Below are 20,577 nucleotides of genomic sequence, written 5' to 3'. Positions count from 1 at the left end.
CCATTGTTATATGAACTAGAATAAGACTACAGATGAATTTGAGGTTAACACAACGATTTGTTTGGTTGATAGGAAATACATTTTATGTTTAAATTCAGCATCGATAATGCATGATTTTATTTAATTGAATTTGGGATGGTAATACGATTTTTTGTTTTTTTCTCTTTTATATTAAGCACAGTTTATTGTTTTGGTCAAATAAATGTAGACAAAATGCGGGCCGATTATGCTGCAGCAGTTAAAGATAAAAAACTCTGTGAGACCAATTTGAAAACACTGGAAGCTACAGCAAATACAGCAACAGAGAAGGGGTATCTTGCCGCTTATGAGATCCTTTGGGCAAAGCATATGGGGAATCCCTTTTCGAAGTTGGGGCAGTTTAAAAAAGGTAAGAAATTATTGGAATCGGTTATCATTAAATATCCTGACAATATTGATTTACGTTTTATCCGTTGGAGTGTACAGACACATGCGCCATCTTTTTTGAACTACAATAAGGACCGGTTGCGGGATAAACAGTTTTTGGTACATAACCTATATAAGTTGCCTAATCCAGAAGCCAGAAAAATAATTTATATCTACCTGAAGGATGCGAATAGTTATCTCAAGGGGGAGCATATATTCTCCCAGACCGAACTCGCCGAACTTTCCAAATAACTGATTTAAGCCAATAGAGGTTTTTGTGATGAATGACTATGATACCTACAGATCAATGATAATGCTTCTGACGGAAAGATATTTTGTTTGGATCAATACTACTTAAATTCTTTGCACTCGAACGCAAAATAACTCCCAAAGTTATTATGATCTCCTGTTTAAGAATCTAATGACCTCAATACTTCGATAAATATAGCTTTTGTAGCATCTTTTGCCAATTGACAGGGGACTTCAATTAGCTGCGAATTTTATTGTCTTATGCGAGGTGTTTATAGTTATGTGAAGATTATTTTTGTATAAATAGCGTAGATTAAAGTCTTAAATCTTATGACAATGGACAAAATTAGAGATAGCAATTATCGCACATTTATTGGTATCTGGAAAACATCAGGAGAAGTACGGGTAGGTGCAAAAACCGTATCTTTAGTCGGTGTTGATTCTTATGAGTTTATACTCGATCAAAACTGTATTTTACACAAAGCGAATGTTAACATAGGAGACGAACGTAGTGAAACATTTGAAATGATCACCATGCTACCAGGAGATAAAGTGAAGATGCAATATGCAAATTCGAGGGGGGAAAGCGGAGTAATGACCGGGAATTTGACCAATAGCATTTTTACTATTGAGGGGGATGGAATAAAGTTTAATGGGCGAATGAATAATAACTGTTCGATACTTGTGGGGAATTGGTATATGCAAGCAGAAAATGGTGATTGGGAACAATTTATTACACTTAAATTAGAAAAGTATTAAAACAAGAATCTCAATGCAGAGCATGTTTATAGAATCTTTAAATCTTGGCATAGGCCAAGATTTTTGTAAACCATAATGCGCAATTTTGTGTTATCAATAGCAATTAAAAATTTAAAAGATGAAACAGGTATTTATTAATCTCGCTGTAGCAGATGTAAACAAATCAATGGATTTTTATACTCAAATGGGTTTTGAGGTAAATCAACAATTTTGCGATGATGATTCTAAATGTATGGTATGGAGTGAGCATATTTTTGTAATGATCATGACACATGATAAATTTAAATCCTTTACCAATAAGCCTATAGCGGATACAAAAAGTCACATTGCCGCACTATTTGCACTTTCGGTGGAGAGTGTGGAGCGGGTAAATGAAATTGTTGAAAAAGGACTAGCAGCAGGAGGAATAGAGCCTATGCCAATGATGGATCATGGTTTTATGCAATTAAGAAAGGTGGAAGATTATGATGGCCATACCTGGGAGATATTTTATATGGATATGAGCAAATTTCCGGGTGCTTAACGACGAAAATAAGAGAGCTCACATGGTAACCAAGGAGATTGGATCATTTGAATTAGACTGAAGTCCCTTTGGTTCGTTCAAATCGTGATTTTAAATGTTGTCGCCGTGAACGACGTAATCATGATCTTTTAACAGGGTAGTGTCGATTTTTAGTGATATTATTAAAAATAAGTGCTACAATAAATAAAATCAGGCAACCGGAGAGTACGGGACTCAATACATACCAATATCCTAAAGAGGAAATTTTGGTTCCGCTACTTACAGCGATTAGCGCTGTCGCTCCTCCCGGGGGGTGTAATGTGCGGGTATATTGCATGCATACTATAGACAGGGCTACAGCAAAGGGGGCGGTGAGCCAAATGATATCGGGTAGTAGCTGTGCTACAGTAACTCCAGCTATTGCTGACACTGCGTGTCCGCCGATTAGAATTCGGGGCTGCGCAAGCGGACTTTGTATGGCTCCATAAACCAAAACAGAGGAGGCGCCAAATGATCCGATCAGAAAAACATTCTCCAATGGAGGGAAATGAAGTGATTGAATAAAAGCGATGATAAATATGCCCACAAATGCACCAATAAAAGACCAAAAATGTTCCCAGGGATCTATTAATGTTTCCCGATAGATAACATATCTGTAAATACGGAGTTGCCGATGAAGTTGATTTTTCATGTTGATCTGAGCAAAAATAAGGGATTTTAAGAAGTTCTTTTTTATATTTTTTATATTAATCCTTGTGATATTTATAACTTAAACATTCGGCAGCCTGTGCTATCTTCTATTTTGACGAATTTATTGAAGGGCCGTGCTTTGCAGAAGCTTAACCGGTAGGGGCACCCGGTTTGTCGTAACCTTTATCGGTTTTTTTGTAAACTATATCCGGTTTATGACCTATCCATTCCGATCTGACATAAGGAGGATACAGTTGTGATCATCGACCGTTTAAGTGATTTGCAAAAAAAGAGCGAATATGTATTGAATTCCATTGAATATGAATTGTTCTGTACTTATAATTCCATTTCTTATTACTTTTGGGTAAAGTTGTTCTTGTTTGTCAAATTTGGAATTTGGAGCGAAATGTAGACAAAGGACCGCTATATATTTATCAATAAATAATAAAATCCATATATGGTTCTTAAAGCTACAATCTCAGCCTTTGTTATTACTCTTTTGGGATTATTGGCCATGTTGTTAACGCAAGATGCTGATATGAATTTGGTTTATGCAGCATTTTGTATTTCACCCTATTTTCTTTTAATTACCATTATTTATTTTCATTTCAATAACCTTCGAAAAAAATTCAATGTATTTGACAAGCCAAGTATTGTTTTTGAAGGCATTTACAGTTTTATATTTTACTTTATATTTTCCACATTGTTACCTGTGCTACTATTTTTCAGTACGCTAGGCGACGAACATGAGCACAGGATATACGCTGATCTAGGCGGAGTAATTTCAGAAATGTTCCCTTTAATTTTAATTTTGAGTGTTTTTTTAAGCTTATTCAGTAGCATCACATTCGTTTGGGGCCTACGATCGTGGAAAGCTTTGATACTAACTTTTTTGGCCTATATTTTTTTCAGTGTGATCGTATCTATTTTTTCTACTGTTGGTCGTGAGATTAAGGAAGCTGAACGGGAGCGGAGAGATCAAGCAGATAATTTAAAAGAGGGACGATTTGAATGGGCTGGCGCAATGAGTAATCCTGCAGGCTATCCAGTACAACTATATAAGGGGACGTTCATCTTTCCGAAAGATGAAAATTATGAGTTCACATTTAGCGAGGGAAATACCGTAAATTATCATGCTAAATGGGGCGAGGCGGGTGCTGAAACCTATAAACGGATGATGTCATTGCCAAAAGCTATTAATATTACCTGGTATTCGTTCTCAGAGAATGCTTTTTACCAATTCCATGACGCAATAGACTACAACAAATTGCTCAATCTTTTTAAACATTCTTATATAGAACGAAGAGCAGCTAGCGACGTTGAAGAGCATTATGACAAGATTATTTTTGGGTTTGCCCCAGGTGGGAGGCTGGTAATATGGGCTGCTGGAACGGGTTATCGTCAGATCGAAATTGGTCGATATCAGGCGAAGAAAATTAGTGTTGATCAGAAGGTTTCTGACAGTAAGGAAATGGTGTATGGTGATTTATTCAATCAGGAGTGGCGCAACAAGGTATTGACGGATACCTTGATCGTTCCATTGGCAATACAGATGGCAAAAAAAGGGCAACCTGTTCCTGATGATTACTGGAATAAAATAGGAATGGCTTATACATGGTGTCCAAGGGTTGTGAGCGCTCCAGAAATAAAAGCGTATGATGTTATTTTTCAGTATTTTAATGGTGAACGTTTTGCTTTCGATGAAAGAATACAAAATATAACAGTTGAAAAAAGGGGAATTCCACAGAATATATATATCAAATGGTATGATCAAAATCAAAATCGTTGCGCTGTAAATTTTGAATTTAATGAAGCGGATATTTTTAAAAAATTCAATGCTTTTTTTGATCGCGATAAAAATATAGAGGCCAAAATGGAAATTACCGTAGATATCCAAAATGGCAAGGGAACGGCACAATTGAAAAGTGGTGAACACCAGCTTTTACTTATGGAAACCAACATCATTGAATATGGTAAGAAGTTTTGATTTCCCTGATATTATAATACCTTTATGATTTTAAAAGGTCTTTTGCACCTTGTAATTATAAAATATATTCATTTGAATAAATGATATAAAAATAATAAATCTATATTTTTTACATTGTCTGTGCTAACAATTTTTTAATATATCTGCCCGATCTCTTCCACAGATAAATTGTATATTTACAACAGTGAACGAGGAACAACAACCTCGTTTTATGAGTCAATATTAGCCATTTTGCTAAATCATTAAAAAATTATTCTGATAGCGGCTGGGGAATCCTACCGGTAAAATCAGCTTGTCAAATTTTGATTATGCCGTATTTATTATTGCGATCTATTGAGAGTTGACACATTATTAGCTCGCCATTTATACAAAAAATGACCTTTTGAGAATGAGAATTTATTTGCTTTTACTGTTTTTTCTAACCATCCTGACCATTAAAAATACGCATATAGCTGTTGGACAGTCTATAGAAAAAATAGTGCGTATGGAAGACCCCCTTCGTCAGCTTGAAGCTGTTTTGCAACTTCCCGTCAATTTTGGGAAGGATACCTTGGCATTAAAAAAATCACTACAGCCTGTATTAGAAATCGCCAACGAGAAAAATAACTTTATATTGAAGTGGGGATATTACATGCGTATGGCAGACGGGTATTCCATTGCATTTGATCGAACGAATGGTATTTCAGATCAATATTATCTCCTTGCAGAAGAATTGCTCCAAAAGCATCATAATATTGAATTGGAAATGACTGGCTATGCGCGGCAGGGATACTATAACTTTGTGTATAGGAAAGTAAAGGATGCTTTTCCATTCTTTTTGCGGGCAAACGATTTGAAGTCAAAAATTGATATCCGAAAAATGCCATTGGTCGTCAAACACTATCAATTCGTCGCTAATTTTTATAGTTACATTGGAGATCAGGGTAGTGCAGTTACTTACTTACAGGAAGCATTGCCTTTTTCGAAAAGTCCCTCCAGAGAGCGTGTTGATCTGACAAATGCCATTGCCGTTTATCTCGCAAAGGATTCGCTTAATCATCAAGCGCTAATTTATCTAAATCGTGCGATGGAAGAAGCAAAATTGGCTAAAGATTCTGTATGGATTGGTATTATTTCAGGCAATCTTGCTGATCAGGCATGGAAATCGGGCGACAGGCAAAAAGCAATTGCTTTGGTTCGGAAGAATATAGAGCTTTCTATGCGATATGATGAGCGAAAGGATGCCATGCGGGCACATCTGAATTTAGCAAGCTGGTATCTAGCTCTTAAAGAATGGAAATTGGCCCAGCAACACGTTGTATCGGGCATCAATTTGATGGAAGAAAAACCTTACTTTTTGAAATATAAGATGGATGCATCAAAATTGCTATCCGACATTGCTCATGGGTTGAATCATAAAGAAGAAGAACTTAAGCAATTGCATGTCTATCTTGCCTTGAAAGACTCGTTAGAAAAAAGGATAAATGATAAGGAGATACAAAAGATTATGTGGCAACGGGAGACAGAAAGATATAATCGAACTATTCAATCTACTGAAGAAAGAAGACTTCACAGTAAGCGTATATATCAATTTATCGGGGCTTTCTTGATTTTGGTCTTCACGATCATATTGCTGCTAATAAATAAATCAAAAACAAAGATAAAAATGAGAAATACTCTGCTGGAGAAGGATCAGCTCACTCTGGCGTATGAGAAACAATTACTTGATCAAGAACTTGTGATTTTAAAAGATTCCCTCAGTGAATTTACTGATACGATTAAGCAAAATGGTATAACTATTCAACAGCTAAGGCAAGAAATTATTAAAGTTTCCGAGCAAAATCCTGCCTATATGGCCCAGGTTTCCGATAGCCTAAATGCTATGTTGCAAACCCATATTATGACTGATGAAAGATGGTTTAAATTTAAACATGTTTTTGATAAAGTCTATCCGGGCTACCTGTCACAAATGAAGAAAAACTACACAAAAATAACAGATAATGATTTGCGTATACTTGCTCTTCAAAAATTAGATCTAAATAATAGCAGCATGAGTGAACTTCTTTGTGTTTCAATAGAAGCAATCAAAAAGGCAAAACAACGTCTAAAGAAAAAAATGGGGGCGCAAGATCAGCAATCAATCCCTATCGATCGCACCATTTCAAGCTGATTATTATAAACAATAGAAAAAAAATAATTATTGCGCAAAGGCAATAAACAAGCAAGCTCAGTGAAGAGCCTACTTGTTTATATTTAGGATCTTAGGAAGCTGTCGTAGCTATTAGAAACCTATTTTGTATTATTCGCTGTAACATTAAGTTCAATGTCAACATTTTGTGCGATCATCCAATCTTGAGGATTACCTTCAGTACCATAGGTAAGTCCCCAATCTTGTCTTTGAATCGTAAATTTAGAATAGAACGTAACTTCATTACCGTTGAAAGTGATTTTTGCAGGAAATGTTACGTTTACTGTTTTGTCTTTGATTGTCAAGTTACCGCTGACCGTATTTGTCGCATCAGCAACGACACTTTTTCCTTGAGCAGCATCAAATGGAGCAACTTTAGTGATTTCAAATTTAGCTGTTGGGTATTTTGCTGTATCAAAGAAATCAGCACTTTTCAAATGTGCATCCAAATCTGTTGACTTTTTACCACCGGCAGTTGTTGGATCCACCGAAGCGCTATCCGTTACGATCGAATTGACATCAATTGTGAAAGTACCACCTGTTATCGCATCGTTTTCAGCGGAAAGAGTCCCTTCGCTTTTTAAAACACCATATCTTGGATTCAAGCCACCTTTGTGGTAACCTGTCCATTTTAGTGTACTTTTGTCTGCGTCTACAGTATAAGTCTGTCCTTTTTGTTCAGTCACTTCTTGTGCTGATGTTGTCTTAGCTTTGTCGCCACCTGTATTCTGACAAGATGCGAATAACAAAATAAGAGCTAAACCCGAGATTAATTGTTTTTTCATTTTTTAATCGTTTTATTTTTATTATGATGTTTGCATTATTATACCTAGCCGGCATCAATCATGCCATTTCAATTATCAATACAAAGGTATAGTATAGATAGTTTATTTTTGGTATTAGTTTCCTTAAAGAAACTACTTTCCAAAAAGATAGTATGCTGTCACACTGTAATTCTGTATTTTTGTATATATAAGGAGATCAGATCAATGAAAAAAGAAGCGTTATCAAGTTCATCCAGTGGCTGCAAAACAAGGATACTAGCCATAAAAGATACCATGGAGATTTTGGCTGGTAAATGGAAATTTCACATAATAGGTTCGTTAATGTTATTTGAGAAGCTGCGTTTCATGGAATTATTGCGCGAGGTTGATGGAATTGGCGCAAAAATGTTATCTAAAGAGCTGCAGGATTTGGAAATGAACCATCTTATTAGAAGAACCGTATTAAATACTAAGCCATTGACGGTGGAGTATGAACTGACTGATTGTGGGCGTACACTCGGTCCTATTATCGACGAAATCGCAAAATGGGGGATCACCTATAGAAATACACTTTATCATAAAAGTGAGGCCAGCGAATCGGTTGTATAGCCTGTTTATTCTAAAAGTTTATTATAGCGTAGCAATTTGGTTAGATGAGAAGGACATTTGAACCAAAGAAAAATTAGCTTTTGGATTCCTTATTCTTTTTTGGAATATAGATGTAGGATTTTCTGTCTGTAAAGAACCTGATACGTTTGATCTGATTTTGGCTGTTGGTATTTTCGGAAAATATATAAATCGTATGTTTGTTAGAGAATTTACGATCTAACCTCTAAAAGAAGACAGGATGCGATTACAGCGATTTTTTTATTTGTCTCTTGGGATATTAAGCATAAGCAGTTGTGGAATAACCAAGAATGTGACAAAGCAGGAAACTTCCTTTGATGATGGAATCAAACAGATTAAATACGTGGTAGTGGTCTATATGGAAAATCATAGTTTTGATAATCTATATGGCGAATTTAAAGGAGCAAATGGTATTGCCAATGCAAAAAAAGGTAATTTTTTACAAGTTGATGAAAGTGGGAAAGTTTATCAATATCTACCAGAAATTCCAAGAAACAATTCATTCCCGACCAACCTTCCCAATACGTTTTTCAATATAGACCAATTTGTTCCTGCTGACAAGGCAACACCGGATGTGACACACCGTTTCTACCATAATCAATTGCAAATTAATGGCGGAAAGATGGATAAATTTGCCTTATATAATGATTCAAAAGGTTTAGCAATGGGGTATTATAATACGGAGAAACTGCCGCTATTTCCCTTTGCACAAAAATATACCTTATGTGACAATTTCTTCCAGAGTGTCTTTGGAGGCTCTTATCTCAACCATGTGTATATGATTTCTGCTGCAATACCTACTTGGCCAAATGCGCCAAAATCTTTGATAGCGGAACTGGATGCGCAGGGTAAGATGGTGAAAGACGGTATTGTTACACCGGATGGATATGCCATTAATCATGTCCTTTCACGAAATCAGCCCTATCCGGCCAAATCAGATACATCTAAACTATTACCTTCTCAAACCATGGTAACAATAGGCGACCGTTTAACAGAGAAGAATATCTCTTGGGCTTGGTATTCCGAAGGATGGGATGATGCTGTTGCAGGCCGCAAAAACAATTTTGCCTATAACCATGAACCCTTTCTTTACTTTGCCAACTATGAGGAAGGTACTGAGGGAAGAAAGCATATGAAGGATCAGAATGATTTTATCAAAGCTGCTAAAGAGGGCACACTTCCGAGTGTCTCTTTTGTAAAACCGGGCGGAGGGAATGACGAACATCCCGGAAGCTCCGCTGTTTATTCTTCAGAACAGCTTGCGGTAAATTTGATCAATGCAGTGTTGGAAGGGCCTAATGCAAAGGATGCATTAGTCATTCTTACATATGATGAATTTGGTGGTTTTTATGATCATGTTAATCCTCCGGTAGTTGATCGTTGGGGGCCGGGAAGTCGTATTCCGGCGATTGTCATTGGGCCATTCGCAAAAAAAGGATTCGTTGACCATACACAATATGAGACCGTGAGTATTCTTTCGTTTATTGAACATCGGTGGGGAATAGAACCGCTCGCTGAACGGGATAAAAAGGCGAACCCATTTAAAAATGCACTTGCGTTCAAATAAATGATCGTATAATTGACAAGAGGGGATGTATAGGAAAGTTGGAGTTATCGTGTTATTGTTAGCGGTGGTATTGACCTTAGGATTTAGTACGAGCCATTCGCGGTATTCGAAACAGACCCGTCCTAATTCCCGGGAACGAAAGGTCCAGAAGAAAATTCTGAATCAGATGCTTTCTTTCCGTCAATATATTAGCGATTCTCTTTCCTGTGAGGCACGCAAGGAGCGGGTAGATCTTGTTCGCCTACGGCAGATCTTTCTGAAAGCTAGGTTGCTTTTTAAGGACTTCGAATGGGCTGCGGAGTATTTTACGGCCGATTTGACAAGAAGGTTGAATGGTCCACCGGTAGATGAGGTCGAAAATGCTGATTTGCTAGACCCTGCCTTAGCTCGTGGTATAGATCCAATGGGACTACAAGTGATAGAGGAACTTATTTTTCCAAATTATGAAACTGTCAATCAACAGAAGCTGAGAAGTGAGATTGACCATTTGGTGTTAAATACCGACTACCTCATTTCGTACTTTGCAGATCATCCACTTGACGATTGGCGTATTTTGGATGCTGCTAAGCTAGAGATATTTCGGATCATTTCTTTGGGAATTACGGGATTTGATAATGCACTTTCTTTGAACAGCATGGTGGAATCGTCAAGATCATTAATGAGCTTGCAAGAAGTTCTTATGCGCTACGATGATAAAAGAGATAATAGTATCCTGTTTGGAGCCTTGAAAGAAGGGATAGCTTATCTTCGACTTCATAAGGATTTCGATACTTTTGACCGGGCAGTATTCATCAGGGATTTTGCAAATAAGATCAGTACAGGCATCGCCGATATCGAGCAGAGACTGGTAGGAGATAAGATTAGGTATAATAGGATGTTGCGTCAGGAAGTTAATACATTATTTGATGAGCAGGCATTTAATCCAAATGCCTTTTCTCCCGGACCGGAATTTCATTTGACCGATGAAAAAGTGATATTGGGCGAAAAATTATTTTATGACGTGCAATTGTCCGGTACGCGAACACGAAGCTGTGCTTCCTGTCATAATCCCAATATGGCATTTACAGATGGATTGGTTAAGCAGGAGGATATCCACGGTACCGGTCAATTACTCAAGAGAAATACACCAACATTACTGAATGCGGCCCTACAATCGAATTATTTTTATGATATGCGTGCACTGACGCTTGAAGATCAGATAAAAGAGGTGATTGTCAACAAACAAGAGATGGATGGGGAACTGGGGCAAATTCGTCAGTATGTTTTAGGGAATAAGCATTACCGCATGCTGTTTGATCGGGCATTTCCAAAAAACAAAGGTGCAATCAATCCCGATCATATCGCTAATGCGCTTGCCTCATATATTCGTAGTTTGACGAAATTGAATAGCCGATTTGACGATTATATGCGGGGAAAAGATGACGCACTATCAAAACAGGAATTACATGGCTTTAATCTATTTACAGGGAAAGCAAAATGTGCGACCTGCCACTTTGTTCCTTTATTTAATGGTGTGACCCCACCCAAATATGTTCAGAGTGAGGTCGAGGTATTAGGTGTTCCTAGTACACTTAAGGATTCTATTCTGGATGCTGATTTAGGATATTTTGATATTATTGGTGTCGATTCCTATAAATATGCGTTTAAAATTCCTTCTGTTAGGAATATAAAAAAAACCGCACCGTACATGCATAATGGTGTTTATCGTAATTTAGATGAAGTAATGGAGTTCTATAATACAGGTGGCGGTGCAGGTCTGGGGATTGAATTAGCCAATCAAACACTGTCCGATGAAAATCTTCACCTCACCGAAAGTGAGAAAAAAGATATTATCGCTTTTATGGAGAGTTTGGAAAGTCGTTAAAAATTTCTTGGATCTTGAACAACTCAGAAAATGTCCCTTTTTATAACAAAATTTACAGAGGCTGTGCAAGTGATCTTTTCGACAAATTCATTATGTTGCTTTATGCTATGCGTGAATATTATCCGTAATTGATTCCTAAGAACAACATAATAAGTCTGCAACCATATTTTCTAGATCTTCAAGATCAAACGGCTTTGCTAAGTAATTGTCAGCTCCTGCTTGTTTGGCTAACTGTTGTATATCAGTATTTGCGGAAAGATATATTACTGGAATATCCCGGAAGGAGGGATGAGATTTAAGCAGGCGTGTGGCTTGAACCCCACCAATTTTAGGAATCCAGTTATCCATTAGAATCAAATCAGGCTGTACTTCTTCAACTTTTTCAATGATATCATGGGAAGTCTCGGATACTTCGATACGATAACCGATGGTTTCGAGAATGATCGTACATACTTCAAGAACATGCTTGTCATCATCGAGCATGAGTATTGTTTTATTGGACATATAGTAGCTTTTTAAAAGGTAGGGCTAAAATAGATAAAAACAAATACGGAAGGTAGGGGGTAAATACTTGTTTTTTTTAGGGTAAAAAATACCCTTTTTGTTAATATAAGCTAATTTGTAGGCAGATATAAATTGCCATTCTAATTTGCTTTTCCATCTTTCATAAAATATACCATCTATATGAATGTCGACTTTTCCCTGTTGTAATTTTAACGATCGCTGTTTTTTGTAAATAAATTGAATTCGCCGGATTCATAAAAAGGGATCAAAGTCGTTGAACAGGATTAAAAGGGGGCTGGGGAAATTAGTTCGTGTAAGTTGTAGCGGTATTAAAAACTAAATGCTCGTCAAGATGTTAATGATATTTTTTCGGTATTCCTGATCTTTTTCCCTTAACTCAAGAATTCTATTTTTTAGGTCAATATTCACATACCATTCTGCATAATTCTCTTTTTTGTTGGTGTCGTCCAAGAAAATTTTGGTCTTTATATACTCTTCGTCAAAATACTCCGGTTGGCCACTGAGCACAAATGCCGTAGCGCCGACGGTCTCAATCATTTTGAAAGAGCTGCCTTCGGTTTTAAACAATGCACTCAAAGCCTTCATAAAATTATCACTTAATTCCCCCATAGAATAAAAACGAATCCCTTCTTGATAAAATCTTTTTTTGTCAACTTCTGTATTTACAATTCCTAATTTCATATCACGTCGAAATAAGACTTCGATGCCAACGGTCTCTTTTCCCCAAAGACCCTTTGCCTGAATAATATGATTTAGATTTTCATCGTTCCAGTTCTTTGTTATGGTTAATTGTAGATCAACAAAATCTTGGTCTTCACTGACGTCAATCTGTCTTAATCTATCCTGTCCTTTTAAGAAGTTTAAAAAGCTCATTTTGTATTGTTAATATATTTTCGAGTATGACCTTAACAAAATTGTGTCAGTTGCATCTGATCAGAACAGATCGCTCAATATTTGTCGTTATCGTAACTCTGGCTAAGTATAATAAAGATAGTAAAAGTTTTGATTCTATATATGGTGCTCGATGGAAGACGATGTTTTTTTCAATCATAATGATTTTTGTTGGGAAATGCATTTCCGATGAATGCAGTCATTAGGCATTGGAGGTTTGGGGATTCCCGAGTGAAATATTGGTTGTTCGCTGGGGGCCCTGGTAATGAGATGCAGATGCTTGTAGCTGAACAAAAAATGGGATGTATCAGGTATAGACCTTTGCCAGAAGTGATTCAGCAACCCCAGAAACTTGAGAGAGATACAAGCGTTGGGCTTATTGAAGCGTTAATAAGCTATATATGGGCTGGATGATAAGAAAAAAATAGGTCTTAAAAAGACGTAACAAAAAAGCCGCCCTATTGCGGGCGGCCTTACCTAATTTTTATGAAAGAAGCAATCATTGGGTATGTCTGTGACTTTAGAACCGTTAACACTATATTGAAGTTTTAGTGTAAAGCCTCCGCCGGCTTCTAAAAAGTCAACCGTTATCGGATGATATCCTGCTTCGAGAGCTATCTGTCCACTTTTCATGATTGGTGCATGTTGTCCGTCATTGTCTACGACCACCTGGTTATGAATGCGCAAGACGCCACCGTCATCACAAGTGAAATAAAAATTATAGACTCCCTTTTCTTTTACATGTAAATAACCACAAATTTTTGTGCCAAAGGCGGGCATTTTGATTGTATCGCTCAAATGGATATTCTCGATAATTTCTTTCCGCACTGTATCACCCGTTATTGACACTGTGTTTGCAAAAGTACCCTTAAAGAAAGTTGCGGTTAATCCTGGACTTATATTCTTTATCCCTTCAGATATTCCCTGTTTCCAGGAGTCATTTTTTAAGTTTACTTGATACAATTCACTTTTTGCTCCCGAAGAAGATATTGTTGCGAAACGTATGGTTCCTTCTTTTTTGACGATAAGTGAATCAGTTAATATCGGACTATTCTGTGTTGGTAAGCTTCCGTCAATCGTGTAATGGATAGCATTTTCCGGAAGTTCATTTTCAATTTTCAAGATGGATTGTCCATCAACAATCACCTGAGTATCGGCGAAGCCTTTTAAATCTGGCATACGGTAGTGTAGCCCCATCTTGTTCCAAAGCCCAAAGTGAGCGATTAATCTAGTTCTATAGCTTTCATATAACGACTTGTTAGTCCAGACTCGTTCCGCTAGAGCGCTCAACCTTGGCAGAATCATAAATTCTAACCGTGCTGTCGATGGGATCATTTCCGTCCATATATTTGCTTGTGCTCCTTGGATTAGACCTGATTTTTCGTTTAAGATGTCTGAGGGGATTACGGACATGTTATAGACGGCATCCAAGCTGCTGCTATTAGGCAGGTAGTCAAAATATAGGGGATTTGTCGGTGTCATGATTACCCGATGACCGCGATTAACCGCCTCCGAAGGTGCATTTTTAACCCACCCACGCCAATACATGACCGTCATTGATGTATCGGAGCTACCATCAAGTATTTCATCCCAACCTATACTACGTTTATTTTTCGAACGTATAAAATTATTAACACGTTTTACGAAATAGCTCTGTAGGTCATGTAGATTGGCGATGTCTTGTTCTTTCATAAATGCCTTGGCCCTTTCTGAGTTTGACCATGAATCTTTTTCTACTTCATCAGCGCCAATATGAATATAAGGGGATGGAAAAAGCGCAATAACTTCACTAAGTACATTTTCAATAAATGTATAACTGCTTTCTTTCCAGGGACTGATCGGTACAGAGAATTGTTTTCCCCATCCCGCCGATTGACTGTCCAACAATAATTCGGGGTAGGCTTGGGTCGCGATCATCATATGTCCGGGCATGTCTATCTCCGGAATAATTTCGATGTGTCTGCTTGCGGCGTAGGCAACAATATCTTTGATATCCCGTTGCGTATAAAAACCGCCATATTCTTCACGTCCATTATTGACGCGTTTGAATTCCTGAGGTAGATTGAAATCCGGATTCTCTTTCGCTTTGACAAAACATGCCGAATCTTGGTTGTTATATGTTCTCCACGCGCCCTGTGATGTTAGCTTTGGGTATTTTTTTATCTCGATACGCCAACCTTGATCATCTGTAAGATGCAGGTGAAGCTTGTTGAATTTGTAGGATGACAGGAGATCAATAAATTTGTATAGATAATCTTTTGAGAAGAAGTGCCGGGCCACATCTAATTCCACACCCCGCCATTGAAATGCTGGTTGATCTTTAATTGATACATAGGGTAAAACGATAGGATCGTTTTGCTTAGCGAGTAGGTAGAGCTGTTGTATTGTCTGTAATCCGTAAAAAAGCCCTTGATCGGTAGAACTAGAAATTTCGATTCCTCTTTTATTAATTGTAAGTTCATAACCTTCCTTGGAAATCTTACTTTTTTTAATCAATCTTAGGATTGCATTAGCACGTACTGTCTTTTTTTTCGGGATGTTTCCAAACAGCGATTGCCTTATCCAATGATCTAAAGAGTTTGGGGAGAAGCCGGAATCAATCGTATAGGAGAGTTCTCCCTTCGCTATTTGAAAGACCCCTGCGGATGTTTCCAGTTGTTCGGGAAAAGGGATCAGCTGAGGGATATGATTTTTTTCTTGCGCAAAATTGGTTCGAGGCCAATAGCATACAAATAATAAAAGGATCAGTGAAATAGCTTTAAACATGCAAGTTCTTTTTTGTGATTTCTTAATAGATTGTGTGTCTAGGAGTTTGCCCAATAGAATTTATCTATTTGGCATGAAAAAACTCGGAGCCAATATAGATATATTTTACGTAAAAGGAGGTAATAAAAAAGCTATACTAATAACACTATAATAAAGCCTATAAGCGTCCTGTTCAGCTTGTCGGTCGGACAGCACTGAATCACATTGACCAAGGTTTTACGTTGGCTCTGCTTTGGGAGGATCGAGACTAGTTTTCCGCTATCTTTTCAAATAAACTGGGATATGTGAGGACCAAACCGTTCTCATCTACCTGAATATGAGCGGTGAAATCACTAACTATATTTTCATACAGATACTCGTGTAAATCTGTCCTTGTATAACGTTGCCGAACAGGTTTGATATCGCTGTTGAACAGATCGATATAAATGATGTTTATTTCTTTTGAATCACCAATTTTAAGCTGTAGATTGTTTATTGGTAACGTATTCGTAAATGGAGTCAAAGAGATATCTATATATTGAAAACTCTTGAACCTTGGAGCATCGGAATGATTGATTTCCCAGTTGGTATCTGTTTTTCTCCCGCTGAGCGTGTTTTTGACAGCATTGACCTCGGAATCAATAAGAAACTCATTGATCTCCCATTGCTTATTTATAATCAGTCGATAGGAGGCCGAATAAATTTTTTGTTGGTAGGAACCTATTATTTTTGATGTCGCAACATAATAATCTTTATTTTCCTGTAAACTGAAATACTCGAGAGAGGGGAAAGCGATTCCCTGCCATAATAATGTTTTCATCTGATGGTCCTACATTAAGTTTTATTTAACGGGCAGCATATGTTGTCGTTGTTCTTGTTCGACCTCATTCTTGACACGTTGGTTGATATTTATTTTTGCATTGATGAATGTGAAAATCACAGTTCCAAATTCTCTTGCATAGCTGTTTGTAATAGAATCCGAGCGCATACTTTGTTCAAAGTAAGGAGCTGTTTTATTCATTTCAAGCTGGTTTTCCCAGGAATTTTTTATACGGATCAGATTGCGAAATTCATTACTGAAATCAAACCAGTTGATATAGTCAGCGTTGAAGGTTACTGCACGGATCCCAAATTTGGAATAATAATTTATTGCGCCCGCCTGACCGTAGTTGTCACAGAGCACGAGTGTGCATTGTGGGTTTGGAATTTTACCATAGATGCGATCTACTTTTTGGGCAAGCTCTCGCCACCCCAACATATCCGCAAAATCTTGTGGAAGTTGATGATCCTTACCATCTTCCCAGGTCAACATGCCAATTTTACGGTATTTTTCGGGATGATCCGCAATATATCGGGGACTTCTGTTGGGAAACGTCAGCATATAGACAGGAATAAAGAAAACGAGAGGTAGTGCAATTAAAAGAGGTCTCAGAATTCTTCCAGTTTTATGCTGTAAAAGTGTTGAAATATAAACTGAACCAAAGGCAAAGTAGATCGGATAGATACCGATTGCGTAATAATCTTTGGCCTTTAAAAATAGAAAAACTCCAATTGTAATAAAAAAAGACAAAAAGAATAAACGGTATTTTCTAAATGCGGGATAGCTGAATAAAGCATATAGTCCAAATCCGATAACAGGAAAAGTTCCGAAAAAAAATAACAACTGGGATCGGATAAAGCTCCATCGGTTGACATTGACGAGCTGGGTTTTTGCAAGTTCTTCAAAATGAAATATAACCGGAAAATTATTCTTGTATTGCCATATTAAATTAGGCAGGATCATTAAAAATGCAATTAGAATACTGTAATAAAAATGTCTATTTGATAGTACGCTACGTTCCGGAACAGCTATAATAGCCGGTATAAGACCGAGAATTAGAAAGGCGATATTGTACTTGTTTAAAAATCCCAAAGCGAAGGCGACTGCTATACAATACAACCATTTAAGATGTCCGCTGTTTAGATACTTTATGATAAAGTAATAAATAACTGTCCACGAAAGGACATCAAAAGAATTGGGCTGGTACAGTGTATTTAAACGAAATAAAACCGAAAATGTAACACAGCATGAACCAAATATCAACGCAAAAAGATTTCCTTTGAGTTCTTCAATGGTTTTCCAGACGACAAGAATGGTTAGTGCACCAAACAGTGCAGGGAAGAATTTGATCCAGAAGACAGAACCTCCTAAAATCTTAATGAGGTAGGAAAGCCAGGATGTCAAAGGCGGAACCGATAAATACCCCCAAGCCAAGTGATTTGCTTGATCTAAATGTAGAAACTCATCCCGATGTAACTCATATATTGGACTTATCAATTGATACTGGATGACAAATTTCAGCAGAATAAGGCTTACTAAAATAATGTGTTTTTTCATTTAAGAACGATTTGTCCATAACACCGTTTCTATTTTCTTTCTATTGTTGATATCCGATTATCAGCTTTCATTTTGGCCACCTCCGTACGTGCTAAAATGATCTTTTCTGAATAACTATCACCGCGTTGTTCTCTCAATTTACGAAGACCTTTTGTTCCTTCTGCCTCATAGTCATTGACATCGAAAGTAATGGAATCCATTGTCACATTGGCAATTCGGTATAAGGTGTATAGGGACTTTCCATTTTCTTCCCGTTTGATCTCATATACATCACCTGCGGCAGGGTTTTCTAGATATTTCTTTGTTTTAATGGATCCGGATATTCCCGCGGCGGCAGCAGATCCAAACAAAAGGCCAATTAGTATTAATCCAGAAAAATATCCAATAGGTGTCTTTGGTACGCCACCTGAACGGATTGTTGCAAGGGTCTGGGGATCAATCTCGCGTTGGTAATTCACCTTTTTACAATGATTACATACGCTCATAATCTCTGTACGATATGGAAAAATGGGGATCCAAAAGATGTGAAAATATTTTACGTGCTTGTAGGCATATATAGATCCGGCTGTATTGCAATACTTGCAATTTCCTACAGCTGTGTAGTCGCTGTTTTGTAATAACTTTGTTCTCGTTCCGAAAATAATCATAATCAAGGTCTAAATATACTATTTCTATATGCTGATTTAAGGGGCTTTTAACCCTTTTTCTGTATTATTTAATTGGTTTGTCGATATTTTTTTCAAAAATTATGCCATTATATTAGCTCCTAGTGTAGTTGATGAATACTGGAAAGCTATTCATTATATGAACTTGGCCCGACCCAAAGTAAATCTTATACTACGAGACAATTAATACATAAAACTCCGGACTTATTTGCTGTTCGGAGTTTTTATATATTTTAACTTCTTGTTTTCTTTAAAATATTAACGTTTTCACTCCCAAAGAATTCGTTTCAGGCAAGCGAGTCCGAGTATTTGGCCTATTTTCGGCAACTATTCGTAGGTCCTCCGTACCTGATTCGAGCTTTAATCACACCTGAAAGCAGATGTTTGGATGATCTTACCATCGTGCGTGCTTAGTTTTAGCGAGTCTGACACGGACTCAACACGGACTCAACACGGAAACATCATGGATTCATCCTGCCGCTGTCCCGACTGAGGCTCGATTCAGACTGGGATATAGCCCCTAGATGGAGGACTTACCTCTTTCTAAGAGCATAGTAAAATTACCTAAAAAAATGATCGTAGATTATAAATAGTTGCCGATTATGGGGTTATTTTCTATTTTGTTGGGCTTAACTTAAAAGTTTTGTGAATCTGCAGAAGGACCGTAACTGGACGGTAAGGGGATATTGTTAAGTCTATAGTAAACACCTAATTGCGCCCTGTGGTGTGTGATCTGATTTAAAGAATGACGAATTGCTTCATATTTTGTCCAGCTTGCCAGTTTTTGACCAGCGCTTTTGATTGTCCAAATAGGATTTAAATCGTCTTCGGTCGCATTTTCCAGTGCTATTTTACCTGTTTCAAAATCTTGATCGAGTTTGTGGAGTAAGTCTTCCCGTGTCGAAAGAATAGTGGGCGTGTAGCCACCATCTGCAAAATCCAGTTCAGACGTTTTCAAAATTGTACTTGGCCATTCGAACACCTCCACGAGATGGGTCGCAAGACGCATGATTTTCATGCTTTTCTCATGTGGCGCATAATCATTTTTGCCTTCCGGAAAAAGTTCGATAAAATTTTTGGTAATCTGGTACTCATTTTCAAGTTCAGATTTTAGTTGTTGAAGTGTGTTCATCGTGTTTGAAATTTATTGGTTTATTACTTTAATGCTTTTTTATACGGTGCTCTTGGTTTTTTACTCACTGTTTTTGAACAAATGACAGATCGTTCTGTTTTTCGTATCTATAACAAAGATAAGCCTGTGTATTGACAGCTCTATGTCAGTATGGCAAGAGAAATTAGCGTTGTTACTATTATTTTCGATGTTATTGTTTAAGAAATTTCTATGGTATTTTTGACGATTTTAACTATGTTTCTTTAATGAGCTGATTTCTTGGAATATCATGATATGACTGTTTTATGATACACCAAAAAAAACGCTTGAAGCGGGGAACTTCAAGCGTTTTAACCTAACCAATTATTAACCTAAATTATGAATTTTAAATAAAGCGATTTTTGTGCCAAAGGTCATTTTTGCCGTATCTTATAACGTAACAAATCTGTTGTGGCAAATTTTATGATCGCAATCGAGATCTTTGGTGGATATTACCTCAGTTGCTATCTATTTTTTTGGAAGACAAAAAAAATCAGGTAAGAAGATTGAAAATATAATATAGAAGCGTAGATTATGTTGTTTCTTATAGTGTTTTCAATAAAATTTTTTGATTTAGCTGTACATCGTTGTCTTTTATATTGTTTATGACGAATATTGTTGTGGATGTTTTTGTTATCTTATT

Annotated in this window: 17 protein-coding genes and 1 pseudogene; 8 read left to right on the top strand and 10 right to left on the bottom strand. The window is 37.1% G+C overall.

Annotated features, from left to right (window positions below):
• Positions 1-213 precede the first annotated feature (213 nt).
• The 3 genes from HMAT_RS12815 to HMAT_RS12805 all read left to right on the top strand — a co-directional run bounded on the left by HMAT_RS12815 (position 214) and on the right by HMAT_RS12805 (position 1,936).
• Positions 214-657 carry a hypothetical protein gene (locus HMAT_RS12815; protein ID WP_104383069.1) on the top strand — a complete coding sequence of 148 codons (444 nt, stop codon included), beginning with the start codon at positions 214-216 and terminating at the stop codon, positions 655-657.
• 333 nt (positions 658-990) lie between these two features.
• Positions 991-1,413 (top strand): hypothetical protein, encoded by a 423-nt coding sequence (locus tag HMAT_RS12810; protein ID WP_158655813.1) that lies wholly within the window; start codon positions 991-993, stop codon positions 1,411-1,413.
• Between the two features lie 118 nt (positions 1,414-1,531).
• Complete coding sequence (locus tag HMAT_RS12805; RefSeq protein WP_104383067.1) at positions 1,532-1,936, top strand: VOC family protein; 405 nt, start codon at positions 1,532-1,534, stop codon at positions 1,934-1,936.
• 118 nt (positions 1,937-2,054) lie between these two features.
• Here HMAT_RS12805 and HMAT_RS12800 read toward each other — a convergent pair whose 3' ends face one another.
• Positions 2,055-2,606 carry an HPP family protein gene (locus HMAT_RS12800; RefSeq protein WP_104383066.1) on the bottom strand — a complete coding sequence of 184 codons (552 nt, stop codon included), beginning with the start codon at positions 2,604-2,606 and terminating at the stop codon, positions 2,055-2,057.
• 456 nt (positions 2,607-3,062) lie between these two features.
• On the opposite strand from HMAT_RS12800, the gene HMAT_RS12795 reads away from it, so the two are divergent.
• Both HMAT_RS12795 and HMAT_RS12790 read left to right on the top strand, forming a co-directional pair.
• The gene (locus HMAT_RS12795; RefSeq protein ID WP_104383065.1) at positions 3,063-4,592 is read left to right on the top strand and encodes a DUF2931 family protein; all 1,530 of its coding nucleotides are present in this window, start codon (positions 3,063-3,065) and stop codon (positions 4,590-4,592) included.
• 550 nt (positions 4,593-5,142) lie between these two features.
• Positions 5,143-6,741, top strand: a complete 1,599-nt coding sequence (locus tag HMAT_RS12790; protein WP_158655812.1) for a lipopolysaccharide assembly protein LapB — start codon at positions 5,143-5,145, stop codon at positions 6,739-6,741.
• Positions 6,742-6,860: 119 nt separating this feature from the next.
• Here HMAT_RS12790 and HMAT_RS12785 read toward each other — a convergent pair whose 3' ends face one another.
• On the bottom strand, positions 6,861-7,544 hold the full coding sequence (locus tag HMAT_RS12785; RefSeq protein ID WP_104383063.1) for a YceI family protein: 684 nt from the start codon (positions 7,542-7,544) through the stop codon (positions 6,861-6,863).
• A gap of 204 nt (positions 7,545-7,748) precedes the next feature.
• Here HMAT_RS12785 and HMAT_RS12780 point away from each other — a divergent pair, with 204 nt between their 5' ends.
• The 3 genes from HMAT_RS12780 (at position 7,749) to HMAT_RS12770 (ending at position 11,581) form a co-directional block, all read left to right on the top strand.
• A complete protein-coding gene (locus tag HMAT_RS12780) occupies positions 7,749-8,132 on the top strand; it encodes a helix-turn-helix domain-containing protein (protein WP_104383062.1) in 384 nt (127 codons plus the stop codon).
• A 310-nt stretch (positions 8,133-8,442) separates the two neighbouring features.
• Positions 8,443-9,717, top strand: a complete 1,275-nt coding sequence (gene acpA, locus HMAT_RS12775; RefSeq protein ID WP_233789237.1) for an acid phosphatase — start codon at positions 8,443-8,445, stop codon at positions 9,715-9,717.
• 25 nt (positions 9,718-9,742) lie between these two features.
• Complete coding sequence (locus HMAT_RS12770; protein WP_104383060.1) at positions 9,743-11,581, top strand: cytochrome-c peroxidase; 1,839 nt, start codon at positions 9,743-9,745, stop codon at positions 11,579-11,581.
• A gap of 135 nt (positions 11,582-11,716) precedes the next feature.
• Here the strand turns inward: HMAT_RS12770 and HMAT_RS12765 are convergent, their stop codons facing one another.
• The 8 genes and pseudogenes from HMAT_RS12765 to HMAT_RS12730 all read right to left on the bottom strand — a co-directional run bounded on the left by HMAT_RS12765 (position 11,717) and on the right by HMAT_RS12730 (position 19,916).
• A complete protein-coding gene (locus tag HMAT_RS12765) occupies positions 11,717-12,085 on the bottom strand; it encodes a response regulator (protein WP_104383059.1) in 369 nt (122 codons plus the stop codon).
• 336 nt (positions 12,086-12,421) lie between these two features.
• Entirely contained in the window at positions 12,422-12,979 is a 558-nt protein-coding gene (locus HMAT_RS12760; RefSeq protein ID WP_104383058.1) for a hypothetical protein, read from the bottom strand.
• A 495-nt stretch (positions 12,980-13,474) separates the two neighbouring features.
• Positions 13,475-15,763: a family 20 glycosylhydrolase gene (locus HMAT_RS12750; RefSeq protein WP_104383056.1), complete on the bottom strand. Its 2,289-nt coding sequence runs from the start codon at positions 15,761-15,763 to the stop codon at positions 13,475-13,477.
• A 247-nt stretch (positions 15,764-16,010) separates the two neighbouring features.
• On the bottom strand, positions 16,011-16,562 hold the full coding sequence (locus HMAT_RS12745) for a putative glycolipid-binding domain-containing protein (RefSeq protein WP_104383055.1): 552 nt from the start codon (positions 16,560-16,562) through the stop codon (positions 16,011-16,013).
• Between the two features lie 21 nt (positions 16,563-16,583).
• Positions 16,584-18,119 carry a glycosyltransferase family 39 protein gene (locus tag HMAT_RS12740; protein WP_104383054.1) on the bottom strand — a complete coding sequence of 512 codons (1,536 nt, stop codon included), beginning with the start codon at positions 18,117-18,119 and terminating at the stop codon, positions 16,584-16,586.
• Between the two features lie 29 nt (positions 18,120-18,148).
• Entirely contained in the window at positions 18,149-18,577 is a 429-nt protein-coding gene (locus HMAT_RS12735) for a hypothetical protein (RefSeq protein ID WP_233789236.1), read from the bottom strand.
• A 6-nt stretch (positions 18,578-18,583) separates the two neighbouring features.
• A pseudogene (locus tag HMAT_RS27770) lies at positions 18,584-18,766 on the bottom strand (hypothetical protein); the annotation flags it as partial.
• 652 nt (positions 18,767-19,418) lie between these two features.
• Positions 19,419-19,916 (bottom strand): DinB family protein, encoded by a 498-nt coding sequence (locus tag HMAT_RS12730; protein WP_104383052.1) that lies wholly within the window; start codon positions 19,914-19,916, stop codon positions 19,419-19,421.
• Positions 19,917-20,577 lie beyond the last annotated feature (661 nt).

It is taken from the genome of Sphingobacterium sp. HMA12, assembly GCF_002933815.1.
Classification (GTDB): domain Bacteria; phylum Bacteroidota; class Bacteroidia; order Sphingobacteriales; family Sphingobacteriaceae; genus Sphingobacterium.
This window is presented reverse-complemented; position numbering and strand designations above follow the sequence as displayed.